Here is a 24,914-nt window from a genome sequence, read left to right on the forward strand (position 1 = left end):
ACCGATCGGTTTCCCCCACCTTAGCAGCTCTTCTTGCCACCGGAAACCGATCGGTTTACGATCTGAAACCGATCGGTTTCCGGTCGCCCGACGCACAGGAAGCCGGCGAGATGCCCGACGCAGCACGACCCGCGATCCCCGTGCCCGGCACGACCAGCCACACCCTCGCCGCCCGAGACCGGCGCGAAGGCGCGTTGCGCTACCTGAAAGCGGGCTCCGGCACTCCCCCGGTGCTGCTGCACACCGTGCGCACCCAGGCCGAGCACTTCCGCGCCCTCATCCCGCTGGTCGCCGACCGGTTCACCGGGTACGCCCTCGACCTCCCGGGCATGGGCTACTCCGAGATCGTGCCCGGCGCGTCCTACGACGAGCCCGCGATGCGCGCCGGCGTCGAACGGCTCCTCACCGGGCTCGACCTCGAGGACGTGACACTGCTCGGCGAGTCCATGGGCGCAGTGCTCGCCCTGACCACCGCGGCCGGCCTGCCGGACCGGGTCCGGCGCGTCATCGCCGGAGTCGAACCGAAGGCCGCGCTGCGCAGGATCCTGCGGGGCGGGCTCGGCGACAAGACAGCCTGCGCGAGGACTACCTGACCGAACTCCTCCAGGTGGGCCGCCGCCCCGGCTACCCCGTCGTGGCCCGCGGCGTCTCCCGGAACCTGCCGAGCCTCGTCGCGCTACCCCGGAGTCAAGGCGCCCATCCACCTCGTCTACGGCGAGCGGGACTGGTCCCGGCCGGCGGACCGCCGGGCAGTGATGAAGTGGCCTGCGCGACAACGGAACCGATCGAATCGGTTCGATCATCACCTTTCCCAGTGAATGCATTGGGACCAGCTCGGATCTGCTTGCTTATCCCCGAAGGGTGTTCTACGTTCGGATGTCGTCGATGCGGTTCGACGGATCGTGACGAGTCGCCGGCTCCTGGGGGGAGGCTGTCGGGAACGCCATGCGCAAGCGCGCTCACCACCGGCCCGCCGGGGCCCCGCCCGCGGCCGGCCACCGGACGAACGTCCTGGCCCTGGTCGTCCCCCTGCGCGCCGGTGCCCACGACGTCGTCGTGCGGGAGTTCGTGGCCGCCGCCATCGCCGCGGCCGGCGCCCGCGAACACGCCCTGCTCCTGCTCACCGCCGAAGAGGGCCCGGCCGCGCTGCGCCGCGCGGTGTCGTCGTCCGTCGCCGACGGTGTCGTGGTGATGGACGTCGAAGCGGCCGACCCCCGCGTCCCGGTGCTGCTCGGCCTGGGCAGGCCCGCCGTGCTGATCGGCGTGCCGGACCGCCCGCGCGGGCTCGGCTGCCTGGACCTCGACTTCGCCGCGGCGGGCGCGCTGTGCCTCGGCCACCTCGCGAGCCTCGGGCACGAGCACGTGGCCCTGATCGGCTCGTCACCGGCCACCTACCGGCGGGGCAGCAGCGCCGCGACCCGGCTCGCGCGGGGCTTCACGGCGGAAGCGAACCGCCGGCGCGTCCGCTCGACGACGCTGGCGTGGGGCGACACCCACCGGCAGGCGGTCCGCGGCCTGGACGTGCTCTTCGCCCGCCACCCGGACGTCACCGGTCTCGTGGTCCACAACGAAACGGCGCTGCCCGCGGTGCTGGCGGGCCTGCGCCGGCGGGGCCTGCGGGTTCCCGAGGACATCTCGCTCGTCGCGGTCTGCCCGGAAAGCCTGACCACGCACAGCCTGCTGGAGCTGACCTGCGTGGCGATCCCGGCGCGGGAGATCGGCGCGCTGGCCGTCGAAACGGTCATCCGCCGGCTGGACGGCGAGAGCGCACCGGAGACCCGGCTGCTGGTCCCGGAGCTGACCGCCCGCGCCAGCACCGCGCCGCCGCGCCCGCGGTGAAGCTCAGACCACTTGCAGCCCCGCGGAAGGGGTGTAGCGGACCGCGAAGGGATCGGACAGCTCCCCGGCGAACCCACCGTCGCGTTCGGACACGAACCCGATCAGGTGCCACGCGTTCCCGGCGTCGCGGACCAGGCGGGGCGCGTACAGCCCGGGGCACGACACGGGCCGGGCGAGCGACAGGTCCCACGGGCCGGTCACCGCGGGGCCGGGCACCGCCCACACCGCGGCCTCGGCCGCGCGGACGCCCAGGTTGCTGCAGAAGAGCAGCAGCGGCTGCCCGTCGACGACGGCGACCTGGGGCACCTCGAGGTGGCCGAAGCCGCCGGGCCGGGTGAGCGGGGGCCGGGCTTCCCAGTGCAGCAGGTCGGCCGAGAAGGCGTGGCCGATCACGCCGCCGCCGTCCTTCGCGTGCGCGGTGACGAGCATGTGCCAGCCGTCCCCGCCGGGCGCGGGGAACACCCACGGGTCCCGCCAGGCTTCGCCGGCCCAGTCCGCGCGGTCGTCGTGGGCGTACCAGGCCGGATCGGGCTCGACCAGGGGCTTCGCCCCGAAGCGGTGCCACGTGTGCAGGTCGTCCGAGATGGCGAGGCCGATCCGCTGCACCGCGTGGCCGCCGTCGTCGCGAACCCCCGTGTAGAACAGGTACCAGCGCCGGTCCGGCCCGCGGACGACGGACCCGGTCCAGGTCGCGAGGTCGTCCCACGCCGGCCCGTCGGCGGGGACCAGGGCGTCGGCGACGAGCTCCCAGTTCCGCAGGTCGCGGGAAACGGCGTGCCCGATCGACGCCCGCCGGTGGCGCCGCTCGGGATCGAGCAACGCCCGCGAGGCGCGCAGGAAGAAGGCGTGGTGCCGGCCGTCGTCGTCCGTCGTGTACCAGCTGTCCCACACCCAGTGGTCGGGCAGGCGCAACATCGGGTGACCTCCAGGTCGGGGGTTCAGGACCGCGGACGCGTGACCGACGCGCGGGTGCGCAGCGGCATCGGGATGCGGTGGACCGGCGGCTCCCCGGTGGTTTCGCCGTTGATTTCGGCGAAGAGCGCGTCGACCGCCCGGCGGCCGAGCTCGTAGAACGGCAGGGCGACGGTGGTGAGCTGGGGCCGCATCCACGAAGCAAGCGGGTGGTCGTCGAACGAGACCACCGAGACGTCGTCCGGGACGCGCAGCGAGGCGTCGTCCAGCGCCTGGTAGGCCCCGAAGGCGAGCCGGTCGTTGAGGCAGATCAAGGCCCGCGGCCGGGTGCGGGCGAGCAGTGCGCTGGTCGCTTCGAAGCCGTATTCGGGCAGCCAGTCGGCGGTCCGGGTGCCACTCGCGATCTCGACGCCGGCCTCGGCGAAGACCTCGCGGATGCCGATGAGCCGCTCGACGGCCGCGACGCTGTCCCGCGGCACGTTCCGGACGCCCGGCCCGGCGCCGATCAGGTGGATGCCGTCGCGGTGCCCGGCTTCCAGCAGCACCCGCGCGGCCGCGCGGCCGGCCTCGACCTCGTCCGGGACCACCACGGGCAGCGGCGAAGGCGTCTTCGGCACGGCGTTGAGCAGCACCGCGGAGGTCGCCCGCAGGTTCTCGGGCACCGTGACGCGCCGGGTGTACATCGAGGCGAAGACGATCCCGTCGACCTGGCGGTCGTGCAGGCCTTCCAGCAACGCGTGTTCGAGCTTGCTGTCCCCTTCGGACTCACCGATGAACAGCAGGACACCGCGGTCGCGGGCGGCTTCGATCGCCCCCTTGATCATGTCGCCCGCCAGCCGGGAGGTGGCGACCGTGTCGGAGACGAACCCGATGGTCATCGTGCGCCCGGTGCGCAGCCCGGCGGAGACGATGTTCCGCCGGTAGCCCATTTCTTCCGCCACCGCCTTGAGGCGTTCCTGCACCTCGTCGGAAATGCGCAGCTCGGCGCCGCGCCCCGAAAGCACCAGGGATGCGGTGCTCCGCGACACCCCCGCCGCCTTGGCGACGTCGGCCAGCGTGACCCGTCGTGGGCTCACCGTCGCACCCCCGCCTTCCCCTCGAACCTTGACACCGGCTTGTCCGATCACCGAGACTACCGATGCTAACTCGGTTTAGCAAGATCGAATCCCCAGCTCGACCGGGGAATCCACACGCGACGGAGGAGACGATGTTGTCCCGTCGAACACACCACAGCCGGCCCCTCGGCACGCTCGTGACCCTCACCCTGGCCGGCGCACTGGCGGCGTCCTGTTCGGCGCCGGGCGGCAGTGCGGGGCCGGGCGACACCACGGCCGCGGCCGTCACCGCGGAGCCGACGTGCGGCAGCGCGCCGGTCACCATGCGCGGGTACTTCGAAACCGGCTTCCCGATGGCCAAGGCGCTCACCGACGAGTTCACGAAGCAGTTCCCGAACGTCAAGTGGGACGTCCGTGAAGACCAGTTCGCGGTGATCACCCAGAACGCGCCCCGCGTCCTCGCCGACGACCCGCCGGACCTGATGCGCCTGCCGCAGGTGTCCGAGCTGGTCAAGGACGGCCTGCTGAAGAACCTCGACGGGTACGCGAAGTGGTTCGGCTGGGACAAGTGGCCCGCCGGCCAGCTCGCGCAGCTGCGGATGGGCCCCGGCGGGCGGCCGCGGGGCGAGGGCTCGCTGTTCGCGATGGGCCTGAACTTCAGCATGACCGGCGTCTTCTACAACAAGCAGCTCGCGGCCCGGATCGGGATGACCACCCCGCCGGCCACGCTCGCGCAGCTCGACGAAGCCATGGCGAGGGCGAAGAACGCCGGTATCCAGCCGATCCAGCAGTTCAACGGCGGCGCCACCGGCGGACTGGCGTTCCCGCTGCAGAACCTGATGGCGGCACTGGGGCAGCCGGCGCCGATCAACGACTGGATCTACCAGAAGCCCGGCGCCACGATCGACACGCCGTCGAACCTGCAGGCCGCGCAACACCTCGAACAGTGGATCAAGGCCGGGTACTTCGCGCCGGACGTCAACGCCGTCGACTACGCGCAGATGGTCAGCCGCTTCACCGCCGGGCAAGGCCTGTTCAGCTTCAACGGCGACTGGGAGTCGGCCAACCTGGACAAGCTGATGGCCGGCAACGCCGGGTTCTTCCCGATGCCGCCGGCCCAGGCGGGCGCCAAGCCCGCGGCCATGTCCGCGCCGCTCACCGTCGGGATCAGCGCCAAGGCACCGCACGCCGACTGCGCGGCGTTCTTCCTCAACTGGGTGGCGACGAACACCAAGGCGCGGGAAGTCGCCGTGCAGACCGGTGGATCGCACCCCATGGGCCCGGCGGACGCGCCGCTGCCGCCGGTCGCGGCGGGCACGGTGACCGCGGGGACGCTCGAAGCCGCCGCCCAGGTCGACCGGGACGGGACCGCCATGGACTTCATCGCCAACGCGACCGGCGCCATCTACGCCAAGAGCTGGACGCCGCAGCTGCAGAAGCTGGTTTCCGGCGAGCAGACACCGGACGGGCTGCTCAAGTCGGTGCAGCGCGACTACGCCGAGCAGGTCGGGAGCTGAGGATGGCGCGTCACAAACCGCTTGCCGTCCGGGACGAGCGCCCCAATGTGGCCTTCGGTGCGTTGAACGCACCCAAGGCGGCCTTCGGTGCGTTGAACGCAACCAAGGCCACATTGGGGCGCAGGCCGCCTGCGCGCCGGCGACGACGTGCGGGCTGGGCGGGCTGGCTCTTCGTGGCCCCGGCCCTGATCTGCTACGCCGTGTTCGTGCTGCGGCCGATCGTCCTCACCGTCCAGTACTCGTTCTACGACTGGAACGGCGTCGGCGCGTCCCGCTGGGCGGGCTTGGCCAACTACGGCAAGGTCTTCACCGATCCCGAGCTGTACGAGTCGATCCTGCACGCGTTCGAGCTGATCCTCTTCTTCAGCGGGATCCCGGTGCTGCTCGGCCTGGCGATCGCGGCGACGATCCGCCGCATCGCGACGAGCCGCCTCGCGCTCGTCGCCCGGACCGTGCTGTTCCTGCCGCAGGTCATCCCGCTCGTCGCCGCCGGCATCGCGTGGACGTGGCTGCTGTCGGCCACCGGCGTCGTCAACCAGCTGTTCTCGGCGCTGGGCCTCGGCAAGGTGACGACGGCGTGGCTCGGCGGCTCCTCGACCGCGCTGCCCGCGGTGGGCGCGATCGGCGCCTGGGTCCTGCTCGGCCTGTGCATCCTGCTGTTCCTGTCCGGCATGAGCAAGATCGACCCGGCACTGTACGAGGCGGCCCGCATCGACGGGGCCGGGGTGGTCCGCGAGTTCTTCGCGATCACGGTGCCGAGCCTGCGCCAGGAGATCGGCGTCTGCGTGACCGTGACGGTGATCGCCGCGCTCGCGAGCTTCGACATCGTGTACGTCTCGACCCAGGGCGGCCCCGGGAACGCCACCATGGTGCCGGGCCTGGAGATCTACTACCTCGCGTTCTCGCAGCGCGAGGTGGGGCTGGCCTCCGCGCTCGCCGTCGTGCTCATGGTGGTCGTCCTCGTGGTCGTGCTCCCGATCCAGCGCATCTCCCGGGAGGAGAAACCGTGACGGGCACCGCACGGGCCGGTCTCACCGGCCGCGTCCTGCTCATCGTGCTGATGGCGGTCACCCTGCTGCCGTTCGTCAGCCTCTTCGTCACCGCCCTGCACCCGGCGGGCAGCTATCCGTCCGGTCTGGACTGGCCGGCCGACCCGCAGTGGGGCAACTTCGTCCGGGCGTTCGAAGTGGCGCGGCTGGGCGAGTTCCTGAAGTCGAGCGTGCTCATCGTGCTCGGCGTCGTCCCCGTCTCGCTGCTGATCGCGACGATGGCCGGCTTCGCCACCGGGCACCTGCGCATGCCCGGCGGCCGCGCGGTGTTCCTGGTCTTCGTCCTCGGCCTGACGCTGCCGTTCGAAGGCATCATCACGCCGCTGTACTTCCAGGTGCGGGACATGGGCCTGCTCAACACCCGGTGGGCGATCATCCTGCCGCTGATCGGCCTGTACATGCCGTTTTCGGTGTACTGGATGCGCGCCCACTTCGTGACGATGCCGCAGGAGCTGTCGGAGAGCGCCCGGGTGGACGGCGTCAGCACCTGGCAGCTGTTCTGGCGCATCCACGTCCCGCTGGCGAAGCCCGCGCTCTCGTCGCTGGCGATCCTGCTGTTCCTGTGGACCTGGAACCAGTTCCTGCTCGCGATCGTGCTGGTGGACGAACCCACGAAACGCACGATGGCCGGCGCGCTGGGGGCGTTCCAGGGCCAGTGGGGCACCGACATCCCGCTGCTGTGCGCCGGTTCGCTGCTGATCCTGACGCCGACGCTGGTGGTCTTCCTGATCTTCCAGCGGCGCTTCGTGTCGGCGTTGCTGGCGGGTTCCTTGAAGGGCTGACCGGCGGCTCGGCCCGGGTTGCGCGCGGCCGGCTCCTGGGCCGGTTCGACGTCCTGTCCCCGGGCCGCGCTAGCATCCCGGCGGCGGCCGCGCCGATCAGGAGGCGAAAGATGGCGGACGAACGCGGCGTCGAAGCCGTCGAGCAGTGGTTCCGGCGGCGAGGGCTGCCCGCCGTCGTGCGGGGGCGGCCCGCGCACCTGCTGGTCCGCACCGCCCCGGCGGTCGTGTTCATCGCCGCCTGGCAGGTACTGACCTCCGTGCTGTCCGCGGTGGACGGCCAAACAGACGCGGAATTCGACCGGCTGATGCAGAGCGACCTGTTCGCCCTCGGGTACGGCGGCCTGCTGCTGGGCCTGGTCGTCGTCCCGGCCCTCGGCTCCTGGCTCACCGCGCGGTGGGTGCGGCGCAAGCTGGTCGACCGCGGCGGGGCCGGGCCCGCGGCGGTCATGGCGACCGTGTTGGTGGTTGCCGTGCCCGTCGCCGAGCAGGTGCTCGAAGACGACCCGGTGCCACTCGGCCTGGTGATCCAGGCGGCGATCCTGGCCGGGCTGTTCGCCGCCGCGTTCGTCGGGGTCGGCTCGATCGTCGGCTGGGCGCTGCGGGCCGCGTTCCGCCAGATCCGGCTGCTGGGCGAACTGACCAGCCGGGTACTCCCCCTGCTCCTGCTGTTCACCGTCTTCGGGTTCTTCACCACCGAGATCTGGCAGGTCGGCGCCGCGCTGCCGCGGCCGCGGATGTGGCTGGTCGTCGGGCTCTTCGCCGTGGTCGCCGTGGTGTTCCTGCTCGCGATGCTCAAGGCGGAGGTCACGACGCTGACCCAGTCGCGCACCGCCCCGGTCGGCCTCGACAAGCTGCGCGAAACCCCGCTGGCGCCGTTCCTCGCGGACGGCGTCCCCGCCGAACGCCTCCCGCTCACGAAGCTGGAACGCGCGAACATGGTCCTCGTCCTGGTGCTGACCCAGGTGCTGCAGACCCTCGTGCTCGCTGCGCTCGTCTTCGTCTTCTTCGTGGCCTTCGGGATCATCGCGATCCAGCACTCGGTGATCAAGACGTGGATCGGCCGCGACCCGGCCTCCGGCACGCTCTTCGGCATCCAGCTGCCGGTGCCGGAAGAGCTGCTGCAGGTCTCCCTGTTCATCGCCGCGTTCTCCGGCCTGTACTTCGCCGCCTCGACGGTGACCGACGCCAAGTACCGCAGCGCCTTCTTCGACCCGCTCGCCGACCACCTGGCCGTCAGCCTCGTGGCCAGGGACCTCTACCTCGGCGCCCGGAAGCGGTAGGTCCCGGACCCGACGACCACGACGGTGGCCTTCTTCCCCGCATCGTACGTCACGCTCGAAACGCCCGGCGCCCACCGCACCGGCTTGCCCGACTCGGTGACGTTCCCGGCCGGGATCACCACCTCGGCGGTCGTGCCGGCCGGCACGGTGACGGTCATCGTCAGCCCGTCACCGGTGAGAGCCCACGCGTTCGACAGCCGCCCGTAAACGGTGTCGATGGCCCCTTCGGCGTGGGTGAGCCCGCCGCCGACGCGCGGCTCGATCACGCTCTTGCGGTAGCCGGCTTCCTTGATCCGGATGCCGCCGATGTTCTGGTGCATCCAGTCGGCGACCGCGCCGTAGGCGTAGTGGTTGAACGAGTTCATGTCCACCGGCCCGAAGGTGCCGTCGGGCTGGATGGAGTTCCAGCGCTCCCAGACGGTGGTGGCGCCCTTGCCGATCTCGTAGCCCCACGACGGGTAGTCCTTTTTGGACAGCAGCGTGTAGGCGAGGTCGTCGCGGCCGATGTTCGTCAGCGCCGGCAGCAGCCACGGCGTCCCGATGAACCCGGTCTTGAGGTGGTTGTCGCTCTGCGCGAGCTTCGCCACGTACTTCTCCCCCGCCTTGGCCCGCAACGCCGGATCGGTGATCAGCTCCATGCCGAGGGCGAGCGCGTACCCGGTCTGCGAGCCGCCCAGCACCGTCCCGTCCGCGGCCACGTAGGCCTTGGTGAACGCGGCGCGGACGTCCTCATAGAGCCGGGAGTACTCCGCCGCTTCGGCGGTCCGGCCGACCGCCGCCGCCATTTCCGCCATCATCCGGACGTCCTGCGCCCAGATCGCGGTCCCGAGCACGCCCTGGTCCGACGGGTCGTCCAGGTTCAGCCAGTCGTTGGTGAAGAACGTCAGCCGCCCGGTCTCCAGGTTGTCCGGCCCGGCGCTCGCCCGGGCGTAGGCGAAGAACCGGCTCATCGCGTCGTAGTTGTCGCGCAGCACCCGGGTGTCGGAGTAGGCGTGCCACAGGGCGTACGGCACGGTGATGAGCGCGTCTTCCCAGCCGACGCCGCTCTCGTCGAACGCCCCGTTCGTCGCCGGGACGACCGCCGGGATCGACCCGGTGGGCTTCTGCTCGTCGCGGACGTCGGTCAGCCACTTCCCGAGGAACGCCCGCATGTCGCTCAGGTAGCTCGCGGTCGGCGCGAAGATGCTGATGTCGCCGGTCCAGCCGAGCCGCTCGTCCCGCGCCGGGGTGTCGGTCGGGATCGAGAGGAAGTTGCCCCGCGCGCCCCACGCGACGTTGCTCAGCAGCTGGTTCAGCATGCCGTCGGACGTGCCCAGGGTTCCGGTGCGGCGCAGGTCCGAGCCCCACACGACACCCTGGACGTCGGCGGCGGGCGGCGGCGTGGCGAGCCCGGTGACCTCGACGTAGCGGAACCCGTGCTGGGTGAACGTCGGCTGGTAGGTGATCGTGCTGTCCTTCGCGAACCGGTAGTAGTCGGTGGCGGTCGCGGCCCGCAGGTTCGCCACGTACATCGTGCCGTCGGGGTTGAGCACCTCGGCGTGCCGGAGCCGGACCGTGTCGCCGGCCTTGCCGGTGATCTTCACCCGGGCCACGCCGACCATGTTCTGGCCGAGGTCGTAGACGGTCACCCCCGGCGCCGGCGTCGTCACGGCTTTCGTGGCGAGGACCTGGGTTTCCCGCACCGGCTCGTCCGGCTGCGGCGCCAGCTTGGCCGTGTCCGAAGGCCGCACGACGACCGGCGCCCACGCCGAGTCGTCGAACCCGGCGTCCGCCCAGCCCGGCTGCTCGAGCCGGGCGTCGTAGGTCTCGCCGAGCTGGTTGTCGGTGGCCGCGAACGGGCCGGTGGCCCACTTCCAGGACGGCGTCGTGTCGACCCACTGCACGCTGCCGTCGGCGTAGGTGATCTTGAGCCGCGCGACGAGTGCCAGGTCGGTGCCGTACTGCCCCTTGCCGGCGAGGCCGATCTTCCCGGCCCACCACCCGTCGCCCAGTGCCGCGCCGAACCCGTTCGCGCCCGCCCGGACGAGGCCGGTGACGTCGTAGGTCTGGGACTGGATGCGCCGGGCGTACTCGGTGTAGCCCGGCGCGAGGTACTGGTCGCCGACCTTGCGGCCGTTGAGCGTGAGCTGGTAGACGCCGTGCGCCGACGCGTAGACCCGCGCCTGCGCCACGCGCTTGCCCGGCGTGGTCGCGAACGACGTCCGCAGCAGCGGCCCGTAGGTGTCACGGCCGGCCAGCAGGGCGTCGGTGTTCCCCGTGACGGTCAGTTCGCCGTTGCCGACGCTGCCGCCGGTGAACGGGTTGGGCACGGCGAACTCGGGGTCCGCCAGCACGGTGCCGTCCGGCTTGGTGACGGTGAACTTCCGCACGGTCACCGACTCCGTCCCGTAGGTGCGCAGGCCGGGCCGCCCGCTCGGGAGGTCCGCCGCGGTGCGCGTGTCGACGACGACACCGTCCAAAGTGGTCCGGATCGTGGTGCCCTCGACGGTGTAGGCCACGGTGTGCGTCCCGGTCAGCAGGCCGGCCCGGGTGAACCCGAACGGCCGCAGGTCCACTTCGGCCAGCACGGCGTAGTCGCCGTTGACCCGGCGGTGCGGCCGCAGCATCGGCACCGACGTCGCGGAGTCACCGACGTTGATCTGCCACATGAAGGCGTTGCCGAGGTCCCGCGCGCGCAGGAAGGTCCCGAAGGCGAGGTTGTTCAGCCGGAAGGTTTCCGTGACGGTGTAGCCGGTCCACTGGTCGTAGGCCGGAGCGGGCTTGCCGATCCAGGCCGCCGGACCCCAGTCGGCCGCGGTGAGCAGCCCGGTTTCGAACCAGGCGGGCGCGCTCCAGCGGCTCGGCGTGCCCCGGTCGTCCCAAACCCGGACCCGCCAGAAGTACCGCGTACCGGAGGCGAGCGCGGGGCCGCCGTAGGCGACATCGACCTGCTGGGCCGACGCGACTCGGCCGGAGCGCCACCCGCCGGCGGCCTGCGGCGACCGCCCGACCTCGAGTTCGTAGCCGGTCTGCGTCACGGCTCGGCGGGCGGCGGAGATCTGCCAGCCGAAGACGGGAGCGGCGCCGGGAATCCCCAGCGGGTCGACCCGGCCGTTCGTGGTGAGCCCGTCGACGGTCGCTGTTCCGCCGCCCGGAGCGGCGGCGGAAGTTCCCGGCAGGAACGCGAGTCCCAGCAGGATGACGGCCGGCAGCGTCGCTGCGGGACGGTGGGCTTTCGTGCGGCGCTGCCTGAAGGCCACGGCTACTCCGACCTGAGAATTGAAACGATTCAACCCGAGGAGACTTCCGTGAGATTAGGTGACCGCCGTCACGGACGTCAACACCCCGCCACAGGCCGGGCCGGTGAATCCGTCGAACGCCCCGGGCCGGCCGGTTCGCCCGGCATGCCGGCGCCATCCGCACGGAGTTTCGCGACTTGGCTTGCCGTGAAGACTTCCGGCAACGGCGAACGAGGCGGCTAGCGAAGTAATACGGTGACCGCCATGCACGTGACGCCTCCGCCATCGCCTGTCACTCGTCCCGCTGCCGCGCCGGCCTGGTGGCAGGTGTCCGGGCCCGGCTTCGCCGCGCTGATCGGGCTGTTCATGCTGACCGCGATCTACCGGTTCGACGGTGTGCCGGCGATCCAGCTCGAACTCGGCTTGTCCAGCCTGAGCTTCCTCCTGATCGGGCTGGTCGCCTACCTGGCCGGGGCGGCACTCGCGGTGCCCGCCGGGCTCCTGCTCGGCGCCCGCTTCCCCACGGCGGTGGCGATCCCCGCGCTCGGCGCCCTGTTCGTCGGCGTCCTGCTGGCCGCCTTCACCGACGCCGGCGGGCTCCTGACGATCGGCCGCGCCTTCGCGGGCCTCGGCACCGGTGCGGCCGCCGGGACCACGGTCGCGCTGATCAGGAAGCTTCGCGGAGGCCGCGGTGTCGTCGCCGGCGTGACCGCCGCGCTCGCCGTCCTCGCCCTGCTGCTCGGGCCGGTCATCGGGCAGCTGATCTCCGCGGCGCTGGGGTTCCGGGTGGTCCAGCTGACCGCGATCCCGTTCCTGCTGGTCGCGCTCATCGCCACCGCGGTCATCGGCATCGTCCGGCTCACCTCGGCCAAGCGCCCGGTCCCGAACGGCCCGTCGTACCCGTAACCTGGTCGCACACCCCCGAAGGTCGAGGAGGCCCGGTTTGAGCCACCTGGTGCGATTCACCGACGGGACCGGCACCGTCCGGGTCGGCCTGCTCACCGGCGAGCAGCTGCGGCCGCTCGCGGTGACGTCGATGAGCGACCTGCTGCGCCGCCCCGTGGCGGAGATCCGTGAGCTGGCCGAGGCCACCGGGGAGCCGGTGCCCGCGGCCGGGGCGAGCCTGCTGCCGCCACTCGACGGGCGGATGGAGGTGTGGGCCGCCGGGGTGACCTACCTGCGGTCCGAGGAGGCCCGCCGTGAGGAGAGCGCCGACGAGGACGTCTACGCGCGGGTGTACCGCGCGAAGCGCCCGGAGCTGTTCTTCAAGTCGGCGGCCTGGCGCGTGGTCACCGACGGCGAGCCGGTCGCCATCCGCGCCGATTCCGCCAACAACGTGCCGGAGCCCGAGCTCGGCCTGCTGCTGACCGCCACCGGGGAGATCGCCGGGTACGTGGTGGTCGACGACGTCAGCTCCCGCAGCATCGAAGGCGAAAACCCGCTGTACCTCCCCCAGGCCAAGATCTACACCGGATCGTGCGCGGTGTCGGCGCGGGTGCGGCCGGCGTGGGAGGTGCCGGACCCGCTCTCGCTCGACCTCCGCATGCGCATCCTGCGCGACGGGCACGAGGTGTTCGCGGGCGAAGCCAGTACCGCCCAGCTCAACCGCGAGCCGGCCGAGCTGGTCGAGTACCTGTGGCGCGACAACGACTTCCCCGACGGCGCCGTCCTCTCGACGGGCACGTCCGTCGTGCCGGGCCTCGACCTCGGGCTGCGGCCGGGAGACGTGGTCGACATCGAGATCGGCGAGGTCGGCTCGCTGCGCTCCCCCGTGGTGCTGGGCGCGGACGAGGTGCGCCGCGCGCTCGCGACCCACTGAGGCCGCTAGCGGTCGAGCCGGTAGCGGATCAACCGGGAACTGTTCCCCACGACCGCGACCGAGGACGCGTTGTGCAGGATCGCCGCGGCCACCGGCGACAGCCCGCCCACGGCGGACACCGCGAGCCCGACCGCGTTGACCGCGATCGACATCCCGTAGTTCTGCCGGATCAGGGTGATCCCGCGGCGGCCCAGGTCACGCAGGTCGAGCAGGGCACGCAGGTCGTCCGTGGCGAGGGCGACGTCGGCGGTCTCGACGGCGACGTCCGTTCCGCCGGCCCCCATGGCGATGCCGATGTCGGCCAGCGCGAGCGCGGGCGCGTCGTTGGTGCCGTCGCCGACGACGGCGACCGTGTACCCCTCGGCCTGCAGCTGCCGGACCACGTCCTGCTTCTGCTCGGGGAGGACCTGGGCGCGGAACTCGTCGACGCCGAGTTCCGCCGCGACCGCCGCGGCCGTGTCGGGGTGGTCGCCGGTGAGCAGGATGACGCGCCGGACGCCGTCCGCCCGCAGCGCGGCCAGCACTTCCCGCGACTCCGGGCGTACCGCGTCGCGCAGGGACACCAGCCCGGTCAGCCGGCCGTCGACCGCCAGCAGCAGCGGCGTCTCGGCGTCCTGCTGGAGCTTGCGGACCCAGCGCTCGGCCTCGCCGGGGATCGTGATGTGCTCCTGCCGCAACAGTTCGACGCTGCCGATGAGCATGACCCGGCCGTCGCTCTGCACGCGCATGCCCTGGCCGAGCAGGACCGCGCACTCCTCGTGCGGCGGGATCTCGATCCGCCGTTCCTCGGTGGAGCGGATGACCGCCTGGGCGAGCGGGTGCCGGGAGTGGATCTCGGAGCTGGCGGCGTAGGCGAGCACCTGTTCCGGCGACCAGGCGTCGTCGAAGGAGATCACGTTCGTCACCACCGGGCGGCCCAGGGTCAGCGTCCCGGTCTTGTCGAACACCACGGCGTCGACGCGGCCGGCGGCCTCCAGGTGGGCGCCGCCCTTGATGAGGATCCCGCGGCGGGCGCCGTTGCCGATCGCGGCGCTGATCGCCGTCGGCGTGGCCAGCCCGACCGCGCAGGGGCAGGCCACCAGCAGCATCGTCATCGCCCGCCGCACGTCGCGGGTCACCAGCAGGGTGAGCGCGGAGAGGGCGAACGAGGCGGGCACGAACCGGCGGGAGAAGGTGTCGCCGACCGTCTGGATCGGCGCCCGGTCCTCCTGGGCCTGCTCGACGCGCGCGATGATCCGCCCGATCGCGGTGTCGGGGCCCACCGCGGTGGCCCGCACGACGATCCGGCCCCGCAGCAGCACCGAGCCCGCGTGCAGCGCGGTCCCCGGCGCGACGGTGACCGGCAGCTGCTCACCGGTGACCGCGGCCTGGTCCAGGATGCCCTCGCCCTCGACGACGACCCCGTCGACCGGCAGCACCACGTGCTCGTGGACGACGACCTCGTCCCCGACCAGGAGCTCGGCGATGTCGATTTCGACCTCGGCGCCGGCCGGCGTGCGCACCCAGGTCCGGGTCTGCGTGCCGGTGAGCAGTTCGGAGATCGCCCGCCGGCTGCGCCGCAGCGTCAGGTCCTGCAGGTATTCGCCGATGTTGAGCAGCCACAACACGGTGAGGGCGACGACGTTTTCCCGCAGCACCAGGCTCGCGATGGTCGCCGCCGACACCAGCGCGTCGGTCCCGGCACCGCGGCGGCCGGCCAGCGACCGCAGCGCGCCGCGCAGGAACGGGTAGCCGGTGAAGATGGTGACCGCCGTCGCCGCCGTGCGGCCGGCCGGGCCGAGCATCGGCGGCCGGCGCAGCCCGTAGCGCCGTATCCCCAGCAGCGCCAGCGCCAGCCCACCGGCCAGCATGCGCAGCATGTCGCCGGTGCGGACGTCCGCCGAGCGGGGCGACCGCACGACCGGTGCCGCGGGGTCCGAGCGCAGGGCCCGCTCGATCGCCGTGACGAGCTCGTGCCGGTCGCAGCGGAGCCGGTCGTACCAGACCACGACGCTGGCGGTGCGCGGATAGGCGTGCACCCCGCGCACCCCGGGGACCTGGTCGACGGCGTCCTCGACGGCCACGGCCCGGGCGTGGCTGCCGCGCAGCGCGGGCCCGACGAACCGGACCCGGCCGCCGGCATCGGACACGAGGGTCAGCGGCGCGGGGGTCACGGCGGTCAGTGTTCGTGCCCGTGCCCGGCCGGCGCCCCGGGTACGGGCGTCTGCTCCCCGATGCGCTCCCGCGCTTCGCTGAGCACGTCGGCGGTCGCCAACCGCACCTTTTCCGCCCCGGTTTCCGCCGCGCGGGCACCCTTCAGGCCCCACGCGGTGACCGCCACCGTCGCCGACCGGAAAGCACCCGACCGGGCGATCCGCTTGGCGCCGTCGTAGACGGCCGCCCCGGCAACACCGGTCACCACCACGCCCACCGCTTTGGCGGCGATCCCGCTCAGCACCACCGGCCTCCTCAGTCATCCGGCTCGCCCGGAGGTGCCCTGACCTGTGCCGGCACGCTCATCCGCGCGAGATCGGCAGCTTAACCCGCGCGGGCGCCGGTGTCCTGACAAGACCGGCTACCTGACAATGATTATCGTCACCTTCAAGCCCGGCGGCCTGGTGTTCACGGGAGGATCCCGGCCGGGTGCGCGCCGGTCCACTGGTTCCCCAGCTGGACGAGGCTCACCGGGACCGGCACCGGTCCCGCTTCCCGGGGTTCGGCCGAGACCACCGCCAAGGTCAGGGTGTTGGCGGTCTTGAGCACCCCGTTCGGCAGCACGAAGTCGCGTTGCGGACCACCGCTCAGGTACTGGCCCATGTTCCAGCCGTTGACGAACGCGAACACCCGGTAGGTGCCGGCCCGCTCGCCGAACCTGAGCGCGACGGAGACGTCCTGGTCCTTCGGGGTGTCGAGCCGGAACGTCGTGCGGTACCAGGACACCCCCGGTTCGGTGGTGGCCGGCGGCCGGTCCCACCGGGCGTGGCCGCCCGGGAGGTGCCACCCCTGGCGTTCGCCGTGGAGGCCGCCGGTGTTCAACGGGCCGCGTTCCCCGTCGTTGCCGCGGGCGCCCCGGATCAGCCAGGAGATCTTCGCGTCACCGACCGCCGCCCCGAAGAGCCCCCGCGGCTGCTTGAACCGGGTGTCGTCGGCCGTCCAGTCGTCGTTGTGCCCCATGTTGGTCACGAGCACCGAAAGCCGGGCCGCCCTGCCCTTGACCAGCGCTCCTTCCGGCACCGGGAAATCACCGCGTCCGGGGTCGGTGTTCACCGGTGCGTCCGAGTCGGCCTGCGTACCGCCGGCGGCGGACCCGAGGTAACGCCCGTCGAGCCACACGAGGTAGCTTCCCCGCTTACCGGTGATGGCGTTCAGGGACACGGTCTTCTCGGTGCCGTCGGGGACGAAGTCGCCGCGGTACCAGACATTGCCGTGGTGGTAGCCGTAGTCGTCGGAGTAGAGCACCGGCAGCGTCTTCGGCTTGATCGGGCTCGCGGTCGTGGTCTTGTCCGCGACCGTCCAGCCTTCGTCGCCGGCGGCGGGCGGCTCGGCCCGGTACCCCCAGCCCGACAACGCGGGCAGTGACACCGCGCGCGGTCCCGGGAGAGCACCCACCAGCGAACCACTCGGCGTGCGCCGGGTGTCGACGGGCCTGCCGCCGACGACCAGCCGGCGGGCCGGGCTGAAGACCTCCACGTCCCCCGGTGCGTCCGTGTCCGCGCGGAGGACCAGCCGGTCGTCCGCCATCCTGGCTTCGCGCACGACCGACGTGCCCCGGACCAGGACCGGCCCGGCCCCGGTGTCCAGCCGCCAGAACCGGGCGGCGGTCTCGTCGGTGCCGAGCAGGAGCAACGCCGGTGGCCGGCCGCCCCCGGAGACGAGCACCCGGGCCAGCCCGGCGTGGGTGTAGTCGAGGCGCAGGTCCTTGCCGTCGAACGAGCTGCGCACCTCGCCTTCCAGCACCCGGACGGACGGCGCCGACGGGTACCGCAGCACCGTCGTCCCCTGCTCGCCCGCACGCCCGTAAAGCACGGCGACGTCCCGGCCGCCGGTGGTCACGTGGGTCAGGATCTCCGACGTCGAGTACACCAGCCGCTGCCGGCCGAGGTCGTACCCGGCGACCAGGATCTTGGCGTCCCGCCCGTCGACCCGGACCGGCACCCGGTAGTCGCCGTCCGGCGTCGACCAGTCCAGCGTCGTCGCCACGTCGGTGCCGGCCCGCCGGTCGGCGTGGCGGACGAGGACGAACTGCGTCCGGGTGTCCGGGTTCGCCCGCGCCTGGGTGAACACCGCCGCGTCGCCGGACGTCGGGGCCGTGGCCGGGTCGGTCTTGGTCAGCGGCGCGACGGTCGTCATGAAGTACGCCTGGCGCTTGAACTCGTCGTACTTCGTGGTGAGCCCGCGCGGCTCGGTGATCGCCGCGCCGTAGTCATAGGAGGTGTAGACGTCGTTGGGTTGTGGCAACCAGCCCCACGACGTGCCGCCGTAGAGCATGTAGTAACCGAACATCGTCGCACCACTGCCGATGACGTTCGACTTGTAGTAGACCTTCATGTAGTCCGGCCCGGTCAGCGCCCGGCATTTTTCGTAGCCCGCGTTGTTCAGGTCGATCGCCCCGGCCTGGTACTCGGCGGCGTAGACCGGAGCGTCTTCGCGCAACCGCCGCGTGACACCTTCGCCCCAGGTCCCCCACGTGTCCGGATCGGGACAGTTGAACGCCTGGGGGTAGTCGTCGACGCCGGGGATCTGGACGGCCCCCTGTCCCGACGACCAGTTCGCCAGATCGGCGTTGCAGCAGTTGTTGTGCACGATCGGCACGTCGATCCCGTCGGCCCTGGCCTTCTGCTGGAGCTGTTCCATGTAGGCCGGGTCGACGTTGACGGCGTATTCGTTCTCCACGTTGTAGGCGATCACCGAACCACCGCGGGTGACCTGGTGCCGCGCCAGGATCGGGTTGATGTGGTCCAGCCATTCCCGGTAGGCGGCGGTGTATCCGGGGTCGCTCGACCGCGCGCGCCCGTCGACCGTCTTGAGCCACGCGGGAAATCCCCCGCCGGTGGTTTCGGCGTTGATGTAGGGCCCGGGCCGGGCGACCACGTAGAGACCGATCTCCTCGGCCATCCGCAGGAGCCGGTCCACGTCCCGGACGCCGCTGAAGTCGTACACCCCGGGCGCCGGCGAGTGGTATCCCCAGTGGAAGTACAGCGAGACGCCGGTGAACCCGGCCGCCCGGATCTTCTCCAGGATGTCGCGCCACAGCTGGGGGCTGGGCAACCGGAAGTAGTGGAACTCCCCGGACCACAGCATGAGCCGGCGGCCGTCGACGCTGAGCGAGTACCTGTCGTAGCCGACCTGGTGTCCCCGTGCCCCGGCGTCCGGCGACGCGTGCACCGGCGAACCGGGTGCGACGACCAGGCCCAGCAGCATCAGGAAAGCGACGAAGATCCTCATCGGCACCATCCATCGTCGAGGCGTTTCCGGGAGCCCGGCAGTCGAAGTGTTTCCATGGCACGTTAGGGCCGCGTCGCGGTCAACGCAATACTTGCGGTTCTGCCTTTGTCTCCGGTATATCCTGCGAAATCATCGAATGCCGGTACGTCGAATAGTCGAATAGTCGAATAATCGACGCGCGGAGAACGGCGAGCGAGCGTTCCGATTTCGCCGCCGGCGGAAATCTTTTCGCGGCCGGCTCGGCCGCGTCGTGGCCGGCCGTCGCCGGGGAGGTGTCCCCGCTTCGCTGAGCGCCCGCTTACAATGAACCCGTCCGCGCCTGCCGGCCGGGCGGCGGAGTGGGAGGATCACCGGATGTCGATGTCGCTGTCGGCCGAACTCTGGCCGGACGTGCAGCCGGAGACGGCGCGGCGGCTCATGCTGGCCGGCGTCGAAGCCTTCGCCCAGCGCGGCTACCACGCCACCACCACGCGGGACATCGCCGGCGCCGCCGGGATGTCGCCCGCCGCGCTCTACGTGCACTTCCCCTCCAAGGCCGCGTTGCTGTTCGCCATCAGCCGGTACGGCCACGAGCAGACCCTTTCGCTGGTCGAGAACGTCGTCGCCAAGGAGTCCGACCCGGTCGAGCGGATCCGGCTGATCGTCGAGGACTTCGTGGCCTGGCACGCGCGGCGCCACACGGTGGCGCGGGTCGTCCAGTACGAGCTGCAGGCGCTGCCCGAAAAGGAGTTCGAGGTGGTCGCCGCGCTGCGGCGCCGGATCGAGCGGATCGTGCGGGAAGTCATCGCCGAGGGCGTCGAGGGCGGCGTGTTCACCGTGGCCGACCCGCACGTCGCCGCGCGGGCGGTGCTGTCGCTCGGGGTCGACGTCGCCCGCTGGTACAGCGAGCGCGCCCGTCAGACGCCGGCCGCGCTGGGCACCGAGTACGGCGGGCTCGTGCTGCGCATGCTCGGCGTGTCCGGCCGATAGCGGTCATTCTCTGTCCGCTATTTCCGGCAGGGTGGTCTCGTGCACACCGTCCTGGACTCGCGGGCCCTCAACCGCGCCACCCTCGCCCGGCAGCTGCTGCTCGAACGCGCCGAGCTGCCCGTGCTCGACGCCGTCACCCACCTCGGTGGCCTGCAGGCGCAAGAGCCGCAGGAGCCGTTCACCGGGCTGTGGTCGCGGCTGCGCGCCTTCGCCCCGGCGACGCTGGACGCCCTGCTGACCGGACGGCAGGTGGTGCGGACCCACCTCATGCGCCGCACCGTCCACCTGCTCGCCGCCGACGACGTCCTGGCGTGGCGGAGCCGGTTCGACGCGATGCTGCGGCAGCGGGTCGTCACCACCTACCGCCGCGAACTCGAGGGCGTGGACTTCGCCGAGCTCGCCGCGGCGGGCCGGGCGGTGCTGGCCGACGGCGAGCCCCGCTCGATGGGCGAGCTCGCGCGGGCGGTCGCCGGCCGGTGGCCCGAGCCGGGCCCGCGCCCGCTCGGCGAGCTGCTGGTCGCCGCGTTGATCCCGTCGGCGCAGCTGCCGCCACGCGGGCTGTGGCGCACCAAGGCGGGCGTCCGGAACCTCCCCCTGGCCACGTGGCTCGGCCGCGACGTCGACCCCCTCGCCCCGGACGACGGCGTCGGCCGGACGCTGGTCCGCCGCTACCTGGCGGCGTTCGGCCCGGCGGCGACGGCTGACCTGCGCGCCTGGTCCGGCCTGACCGGTCTGCCGGCCGCGGTGCAGGCCGTGCGCGACGAGCTGGTGGTCTTCCGCGACGAGCGCGGCCGCGAGCTGCTCGACCTGCCGGAAGCACCCCGTCCCGACCCGGAAACGCCGGCGCCGGTGCGGTTCCTGCCCGCGTTCGACAACGCGATCCTCGGCTACGACGACCGGTCCCGCATCATCGACGACGCCCACCGCGGGCTGTCGGTGGCGGGCGAGCGGGTGGTCCTGCTCGACGGCCGCGTCTCGGCGACGTGGACGGTCGAGGAGGGCGCGGTCGTCGTGCGGCCACTGCGGCCCCTCACGAAGGCCGAACGCGGCGAGGTGGCCGCCGAGGGAAGCGCGCTGGCCGCGTTCTTGAGCGACGGCGAGACCGACCAGGTGCGACTGGGCTAACCCGCCGCCCTGGCGAACCGCTCCGCCACCTCCCGCAGCCGCTCGACCAGGCCCGGCGGCGCCTCCTCGACGACGAAGTCGAACCCCAGCTGCGCCAGGTGGTACGGCACCGCGTCCAGGTTGTTCGCCCCCGTGCGCAGCCGGCAGCTGTGCTCGTCCACCTCCTCCACGACGCCCGAGGTCGGCGGGACGCGCCGGGCCAGCTCGGCGGCCGGGGCGGCCACCCGCAGCACCAGCCGGTGCGGGTACACCTCCGTCGAAATCTGGCGGGAGACGTACTCCGCGAGGTCCGGAGCCGGCGGTTCGCGCGGCGTGAACCGGAAGCCCACCGCCGGCGGCCCCGCGATCCGGTCGACGCGGAACGTGCGCCAGGCCGCGCGGTCGAGGTCGAAGGCGACCAGGTACCAGCGGCGTCCCGTGTGGACCAGTCGCAGCGGCTCGACCGATCGTTCCGTCGCGGCACCGGAGGAGTCGGCGTAGGCGAACCGCAGCCGTTCCTGGTCGCGGCAGGCCGCGGCGAGCACCGTCAGCACCGAGGCGTCCACCGTCGGACCCGAACCGGGCAGGGCCACCGTCGCCGCCTGCAGCGCGCCGACCCGGGGCCGCAGCCGCGCCGGCAGCACCTGCTCCAGCTTCGCCAGCGCGCGCACCGACGTCTCCTCGATGCCACCGACCGTGCCGCTCGCGGCCGTGCGCAGGCCGACCGCGACCGCCACGGCCTCGTCGTCGTCCAGCAGCAACGGCGGCAGCGCCGCCCCCGCGCCGAGCCGGTAGCCACCCGCCACGCCCGGGGTCGCGTGCACCGGGTAGCCCAGTGACCGCAGCCGCTCGACGTCCCGGCGGATCGTGCGGACGTCGACCTCCAGCCGCGTCGCGAGGTCGGCACCCGGCCAGTCCCGGCGCGCCTGCAACAGCGAGAGGAGCCTGAGCAGGCGTTCCGCGGTGCCGTACATGGCACGCAGTGTGCCAGACATCGAGGACAGCAGCGGTCCGCGATCCGCCGGATCGTGCAGCCGAGCGGTCAAACACTTGCCAGGCACCGCCCCGGGCGGAAAGAGTGACGCATGCCGATCGACCCGCACGCCCTGCTCGCCGTCGCCCGCGAAGAAGCCGAACTGGGCAAAGCGGAAGGGGGCGTGCCGATCGGGGCCGCGCTGTTCGACACCGCGGGCACCCTGCTGGGCCGCGGGCACAACCGGCGCGTGCAGGACGGCGACCCGTCGATGCACGCCGAGACCGCGGCGTTCCGCAACGCCGGCCGCCGCCCGCACTACCGCGACACGATCATGGTCACGACGCTCTCGCCGTGCTGGTACTGCTCCGGGCTCGTCCGTCAGTTCGGTATCGGGCGCGTCGTCATCGGTGAGGCCGAGACGTTCCACGGCGGTCACGACTGGCTCGCCGAGCTCGGCGTGGAGATCACCCTGCTCGGCGATCCCGGCTGCACCGCGCTGATGACGGAGTTCATCGCCGCGCGCCCGGACCTGTGGTTCGAGGACATCGGGGTCGAGAAGTCCGAATAGGACAGTGTGTGACAGGAGCCGGTATGCCGTCATCCGTTCCGCTCGTGGACCTTTCGCCGTGGTTCGCGGGCACCTCCGAGGGCCGGGCCGAGGTGGCGGGCCGCATCGACCGCGCGCTGCGGGAGTCCGGCTTCCTGCTGGTCACCGGGCACGGTGTGCCGGACGACCTGCGCCACCGGACGCGTGAGCTGGCGCGGGAGTTCTTCGCGCTGCCCGAGGACGTCAAGCAGCGCTACGCCGTCACGGTCGGCGGCCGCGGCTGGCTGCCGCCGGGCGTCGAGGCCAACGGCTACGCCGAGGGCACCGAGACGCCACCGGACCTCAAGGAGTCCTACTCGGCGGGCGCGGACACCCGGACCGGCGTCGCGGAGGTCGACGGGTTCTGGTTCCAGCCCAACGTCTGGCCGCACGAGGTGCCCGGCCTCGGCGAGGCGGCGACGGAGTACATGCGCCGGATGCGGGCGCTGTCGGACCACCTGCTGGAGATCTTCGCCGCGGCACTCGGCCTCGCCCAGAGCCACTTCACCCGGCACACCGGGCACCCGACGTACACGTTCAACATCAACTGGTACCCGCCGATGACCCACGTCGGCCCGCCGGCGCCGGACCAGTTCCGGATCGGCCCGCACACCGACTTCGGCACGGTGACCGTCCTCGACCGCCAGGCCGGGCTCGGCGGCCTGCAGGTCTGCACGGCGGACGGCGAGTGGGAGGACGCCCCGTTCCACCCGGAGGCGTTCACGGTGAACATCGGCGACCTGATGGCCCGCTGGACGGGCGACCGCTGGCGGTCCACCCGCCACCGCGTCCTCCCGCCACCGGCAACGGCGCCGGACGAGGACCTGGTGTCGTTGATCTTCTTCTACGAAACCGACCACGACGCGCGGATCACGTCGCTGGCGCCGCCGCTGGGGACGCGCACCTACCCCGAGGTGATCGCTTCGCAGTACCTCAAGGAAAAGCTCAACGCGATCACGATGAGCTGACGTCCGGCTCGGCACAGACCGTCCGGTTCCGGCCCGCCGCCTTCGCCCGCAGCAAGGCCTGCTCCGCGGCCAGCAGCGCGTCTTCGAGCACGCCGTCGGCCGCGCAGTCCGCGACGCCGATCGAGACCGTCACCCCGACGAACTGCGGGCCGTCGCCCGAGGCCTTCAGGGCCACCAGCGTCGAGGCGATCCGCAGCCGGATGCGCTCGGCGATCGCCATCGCGTCGAAGCGGCCCGTGCCCGGCAGCAGCACCGCGAACTCCTCGCCGCCCGAACGGCCCACCAGGTCGGCGGCGCGGACCTCGTCGCGCAGGGTGCCCGCGACCGCGCGCAGCACCGCGTCGCCGATGCGGCCGCCGTAGCGGTCGTTGAGCAGGCGGAAGTGGTCGAGGTCGAGCAGCAGCACCGCCGGGCCCGGGCCGTGGCCGCCGAGCCGGTCCAGGCGGGCCTCCGCGGCGCCGCGCCAGGACGCGGCCGTCAGCACGCCGGTGCCGGGATCGAGGGTGACGTGGTCGCGGCGGCCGGCGCCCAGCCCGCCGCGGTGCAGCACGACTGTGGCCCCGGCCAGCAGCGGGACCAGCATCGGCGCGGCGACGGCGGCCCACGCGAGCGGGAGGCCGAACGCCGTCATCGCGGCGTCGAAGGCGTGCCCCGGCGCGGCTTCGCGCGGCCGGCGGGGCCCGTCGGCGCCGGTCACGAGCGCGGCGTTCACCGCGAGGAACACCAGCCCGGCGGCGGCGAGCAGGAGGACGGTCCGGGTGCCGAGGACGTCGCCGAGCGGGCGGACGCCGGTCGCGGTGAGGAAGGCGCCGGCGGCGAGCCCGGCCAGCGCCGTCGCCGCGGCGCCGAACACCTGCCGGTGCACGGGTTTTCTGCGGACCCGGAACCACTGGTGCAGTGCGGAGAGCACGACCAGTGCGGCGGCGAGCCCGGGCCGGAGCACGAGCACCCCGGCGAAGATCCACGGCGTGTCGACGCCGGGGCCGAGGAGGGTGTCCTCGCGGTGACGTTCGACCGGCCGCGCGAGTTCGGCCGACACCAGCATCCCGGCCGCGAGCAGCGCGAACGGCGCCAGCATCGCGGCGAGCGGCGGGAAGCGGAGGGCGGCGAGCACGACGGCGGCGACGGCGAGGACGTCGACCCCGACGAAGTACCAGACCTGGCCGCGGCGCGGCAGCCGCCACAGGGCCCACTGCCGCAGCGCCCAGCGCCGCGGGAGGAGGGCGGGCAGGGACCGGCCCGGGCGGCGTTCCCCGCCGGCGGCGACCGTGGAATCCCCCACCATTTCGGCAAAGTAGCCGGAATGCGGGCCCGTGTCACTCCGCCTTCAGGGGAATTTCACATCGTCGGCCCGGCCGGCTTCGTGGGTCATTTTCCGACCGGCGGAGGGTTGACACACAACATTGGTCCAGTCCA

At 72.5% G+C, this 24,914-nt stretch carries 20 protein-coding genes; 12 read left to right on the plus strand and 8 right to left on the minus strand.

Translation table 11 applies throughout. The annotated features are described in order from the left end of the window. Positions 1-110: 110 nt before the first annotated feature. Positions 111-593 (plus strand): alpha/beta fold hydrolase, encoded by a 483-nt coding sequence (locus tag I4Q55_RS15620; protein ID WP_242546080.1) that lies wholly within the window; start codon positions 111-113, stop codon positions 591-593. Between the two features lie 352 nt (positions 594-945). Further along, entirely contained in the window at positions 946-1,839 is an 894-nt protein-coding gene (locus I4Q55_RS15625) for a LacI family DNA-binding transcriptional regulator (protein WP_206788523.1), read from the plus strand. A gap of 3 nt (positions 1,840-1,842) precedes the next feature. Here the strand turns inward: I4Q55_RS15625 and I4Q55_RS15630 are convergent, their stop codons facing one another. Together I4Q55_RS15630 and I4Q55_RS15635 are read right to left on the minus strand one after the other, a co-directional pair. Continuing rightward, positions 1,843-2,754 carry a glycoside hydrolase family 68 protein gene (locus I4Q55_RS15630; RefSeq protein WP_206788525.1) on the minus strand — a complete coding sequence of 304 codons (912 nt, stop codon included), beginning with the start codon at positions 2,752-2,754 and terminating at the stop codon, positions 1,843-1,845. Positions 2,755-2,777: 23 nt separating this feature from the next. Beyond that, positions 2,778-3,827 (minus strand): LacI family DNA-binding transcriptional regulator, encoded by a 1,050-nt coding sequence (locus I4Q55_RS15635; RefSeq protein ID WP_206788527.1) that lies wholly within the window; start codon positions 3,825-3,827, stop codon positions 2,778-2,780. Positions 3,828-3,961: 134 nt separating this feature from the next. Between I4Q55_RS15635 and I4Q55_RS15640 the strand changes: the two genes are divergently transcribed. The 4 genes from I4Q55_RS15640 (at position 3,962) to I4Q55_RS15655 (ending at position 8,434) form a co-directional block, all read left to right on the plus strand. Continuing rightward, positions 3,962-5,323, plus strand: a complete 1,362-nt coding sequence (locus tag I4Q55_RS15640; RefSeq protein WP_206788529.1) for an ABC transporter substrate-binding protein — start codon at positions 3,962-3,964, stop codon at positions 5,321-5,323. A 173-nt stretch (positions 5,324-5,496) separates the two neighbouring features. After that, the gene (locus I4Q55_RS15645) at positions 5,497-6,333 is read left to right on the plus strand and encodes a carbohydrate ABC transporter permease (protein ID WP_206788531.1); all 837 of its coding nucleotides are present in this window, start codon (positions 5,497-5,499) and stop codon (positions 6,331-6,333) included. Next, a complete protein-coding gene (locus I4Q55_RS49185; protein WP_206788533.1) occupies positions 6,330-7,154 on the plus strand; it encodes a carbohydrate ABC transporter permease in 825 nt (274 codons plus the stop codon). Before I4Q55_RS15645 ends, I4Q55_RS49185 begins: the two co-directional genes overlap by 4 nt. A 110-nt stretch (positions 7,155-7,264) precedes the next feature. Then, positions 7,265-8,434 (plus strand): hypothetical protein, encoded by a 1,170-nt coding sequence (locus tag I4Q55_RS15655; RefSeq protein ID WP_206788535.1) that lies wholly within the window; start codon positions 7,265-7,267, stop codon positions 8,432-8,434. Here I4Q55_RS15655 and I4Q55_RS15660 read toward each other — a convergent pair. Further along, a complete protein-coding gene (locus tag I4Q55_RS15660) occupies positions 8,410-11,673 on the minus strand; it encodes a family 78 glycoside hydrolase catalytic domain (RefSeq protein WP_307793215.1) in 3,264 nt (1,087 codons plus the stop codon). The two genes, I4Q55_RS15655 and I4Q55_RS15660, sit on opposite strands and share 25 nt — an antisense overlap. A gap of 243 nt (positions 11,674-11,916) precedes the next feature. On the opposite strand from I4Q55_RS15660, the gene I4Q55_RS15665 reads away from it, so the two are divergent. Next, positions 11,917-12,558 (plus strand): MFS transporter, encoded by a 642-nt coding sequence (locus I4Q55_RS15665; RefSeq protein WP_206788537.1) that lies wholly within the window; start codon positions 11,917-11,919, stop codon positions 12,556-12,558. Positions 12,559-12,595: 37 nt separating this feature from the next. Next, the gene (locus tag I4Q55_RS15670) at positions 12,596-13,471 is read left to right on the plus strand and encodes a fumarylacetoacetate hydrolase family protein (RefSeq protein WP_206788539.1); all 876 of its coding nucleotides are present in this window, start codon (positions 12,596-12,598) and stop codon (positions 13,469-13,471) included. 5 nt (positions 13,472-13,476) lie between these two features. Here I4Q55_RS15670 and I4Q55_RS15675 read toward each other — a convergent pair whose 3' ends face one another. The 3 genes from I4Q55_RS15675 to I4Q55_RS15685 all read right to left on the minus strand — a co-directional run bounded on the left by I4Q55_RS15675 (position 13,477) and on the right by I4Q55_RS15685 (position 18,895). After that, positions 13,477-15,624, minus strand: coding sequence for a cation-translocating P-type ATPase (locus I4Q55_RS15675; protein ID WP_307793216.1), 2,148 nt, complete (start codon positions 15,622-15,624; stop codon positions 13,477-13,479). Between the two features lie 5 nt (positions 15,625-15,629). Next, a complete protein-coding gene (locus I4Q55_RS15680; protein WP_307793217.1) occupies positions 15,630-15,908 on the minus strand; it encodes a DUF1490 family protein in 279 nt (92 codons plus the stop codon). A 164-nt stretch (positions 15,909-16,072) separates the two neighbouring features. Beyond that, positions 16,073-18,895 (minus strand): beta-galactosidase, encoded by a 2,823-nt coding sequence (locus I4Q55_RS15685; RefSeq protein ID WP_206788541.1) that lies wholly within the window; start codon positions 18,893-18,895, stop codon positions 16,073-16,075. Between the two features lie 354 nt (positions 18,896-19,249). On the opposite strand from I4Q55_RS15685, the gene I4Q55_RS15690 reads away from it, so the two are divergent. Together I4Q55_RS15690 and I4Q55_RS15695 are read left to right on the plus strand one after the other, a co-directional pair. Next, positions 19,250-19,864 (plus strand): TetR/AcrR family transcriptional regulator, encoded by a 615-nt coding sequence (locus I4Q55_RS15690; protein ID WP_206788543.1) that lies wholly within the window; start codon positions 19,250-19,252, stop codon positions 19,862-19,864. Positions 19,865-19,903: 39 nt separating this feature from the next. After that, positions 19,904-20,989, plus strand: coding sequence for a winged helix DNA-binding domain-containing protein (locus I4Q55_RS15695; RefSeq protein WP_206788544.1), 1,086 nt, complete (start codon positions 19,904-19,906; stop codon positions 20,987-20,989). Here I4Q55_RS15695 and I4Q55_RS15700 read toward each other — a convergent pair. Continuing rightward, the gene (locus I4Q55_RS15700; RefSeq protein WP_206788545.1) at positions 20,986-21,942 is read right to left on the minus strand and encodes a YafY family protein; all 957 of its coding nucleotides are present in this window, start codon (positions 21,940-21,942) and stop codon (positions 20,986-20,988) included. The two genes, I4Q55_RS15695 and I4Q55_RS15700, sit on opposite strands and share 4 nt — an antisense overlap. A gap of 111 nt (positions 21,943-22,053) precedes the next feature. On the opposite strand from I4Q55_RS15700, the gene I4Q55_RS15705 reads away from it, so the two are divergent. Together I4Q55_RS15705 and I4Q55_RS15710 are read left to right on the plus strand one after the other, a co-directional pair. Next, positions 22,054-22,512 carry a nucleoside deaminase gene (locus tag I4Q55_RS15705; protein WP_206788546.1) on the plus strand — a complete coding sequence of 153 codons (459 nt, stop codon included), beginning with the start codon at positions 22,054-22,056 and terminating at the stop codon, positions 22,510-22,512. 23 nt (positions 22,513-22,535) lie between these two features. Beyond that, positions 22,536-23,498 carry an isopenicillin N synthase family oxygenase gene (locus tag I4Q55_RS15710; RefSeq protein WP_206788547.1) on the plus strand — a complete coding sequence of 321 codons (963 nt, stop codon included), beginning with the start codon at positions 22,536-22,538 and terminating at the stop codon, positions 23,496-23,498. Here I4Q55_RS15710 and I4Q55_RS15715 read toward each other — a convergent pair. Then, positions 23,485-24,783, minus strand: coding sequence for a diguanylate cyclase (locus I4Q55_RS15715; RefSeq protein WP_206788548.1), 1,299 nt, complete (start codon positions 24,781-24,783; stop codon positions 23,485-23,487). The genes I4Q55_RS15710 and I4Q55_RS15715 overlap by 14 nt on opposite strands. Between the last annotated feature and the right edge of the window lie 131 nt (positions 24,784-24,914).

The sequence above is a fragment of the Amycolatopsis sp. MtRt-6 genome (assembly GCF_017308975.1).
Lineage (GTDB): Bacteria > Actinomycetota > Actinomycetes > Mycobacteriales > Pseudonocardiaceae > Amycolatopsis.

Bases quoted from the DNA above. Each gene is read 5' to 3' on its own strand.
- I4Q55_RS15620 (WP_242546080.1), top strand. From the start codon at position 111: ATGCCCGACGCAGCACGACCCGCGATCCCCGTGCCCGGCACGACCAGC.
- I4Q55_RS15625 (WP_206788523.1), top strand. From the start codon at position 946: ATGCGCAAGCGCGCTCACCACCGGCCCGCCGGGGCCCCGCCCGCGGCC.
- I4Q55_RS15630 (WP_206788525.1), bottom strand. From the start codon at position 2,754: ATGTTGCGCCTGCCCGACCACTGGGTGTGGGACAGCTGGTACACGACG.
- I4Q55_RS15655 (WP_206788535.1), top strand. From the start codon at position 7,265: ATGGCGGACGAACGCGGCGTCGAAGCCGTCGAGCAGTGGTTCCGGCGG.
- I4Q55_RS15665 (WP_206788537.1), top strand. From the start codon at position 11,917: ATGCACGTGACGCCTCCGCCATCGCCTGTCACTCGTCCCGCTGCCGCG.
- I4Q55_RS15685 (WP_206788541.1), bottom strand. From the start codon at position 18,895: ATGAGGATCTTCGTCGCTTTCCTGATGCTGCTGGGCCTGGTCGTCGCA.
- I4Q55_RS15690 (WP_206788543.1), top strand. From the start codon at position 19,250: ATGTCGATGTCGCTGTCGGCCGAACTCTGGCCGGACGTGCAGCCGGAG.
- I4Q55_RS15700 (WP_206788545.1), bottom strand. From the start codon at position 21,942: ATGTACGGCACCGCGGAACGCCTGCTCAGGCTCCTCTCGCTGTTGCAG.
- I4Q55_RS15705 (WP_206788546.1), top strand. From the start codon at position 22,054: ATGCCGATCGACCCGCACGCCCTGCTCGCCGTCGCCCGCGAAGAAGCC.
- I4Q55_RS15710 (WP_206788547.1), top strand. From the start codon at position 22,536: ATGCCGTCATCCGTTCCGCTCGTGGACCTTTCGCCGTGGTTCGCGGGC.
- I4Q55_RS15715 (WP_206788548.1), bottom strand. From the start codon at position 24,783: ATGGTGGGGGATTCCACGGTCGCCGCCGGCGGGGAACGCCGCCCGGGC.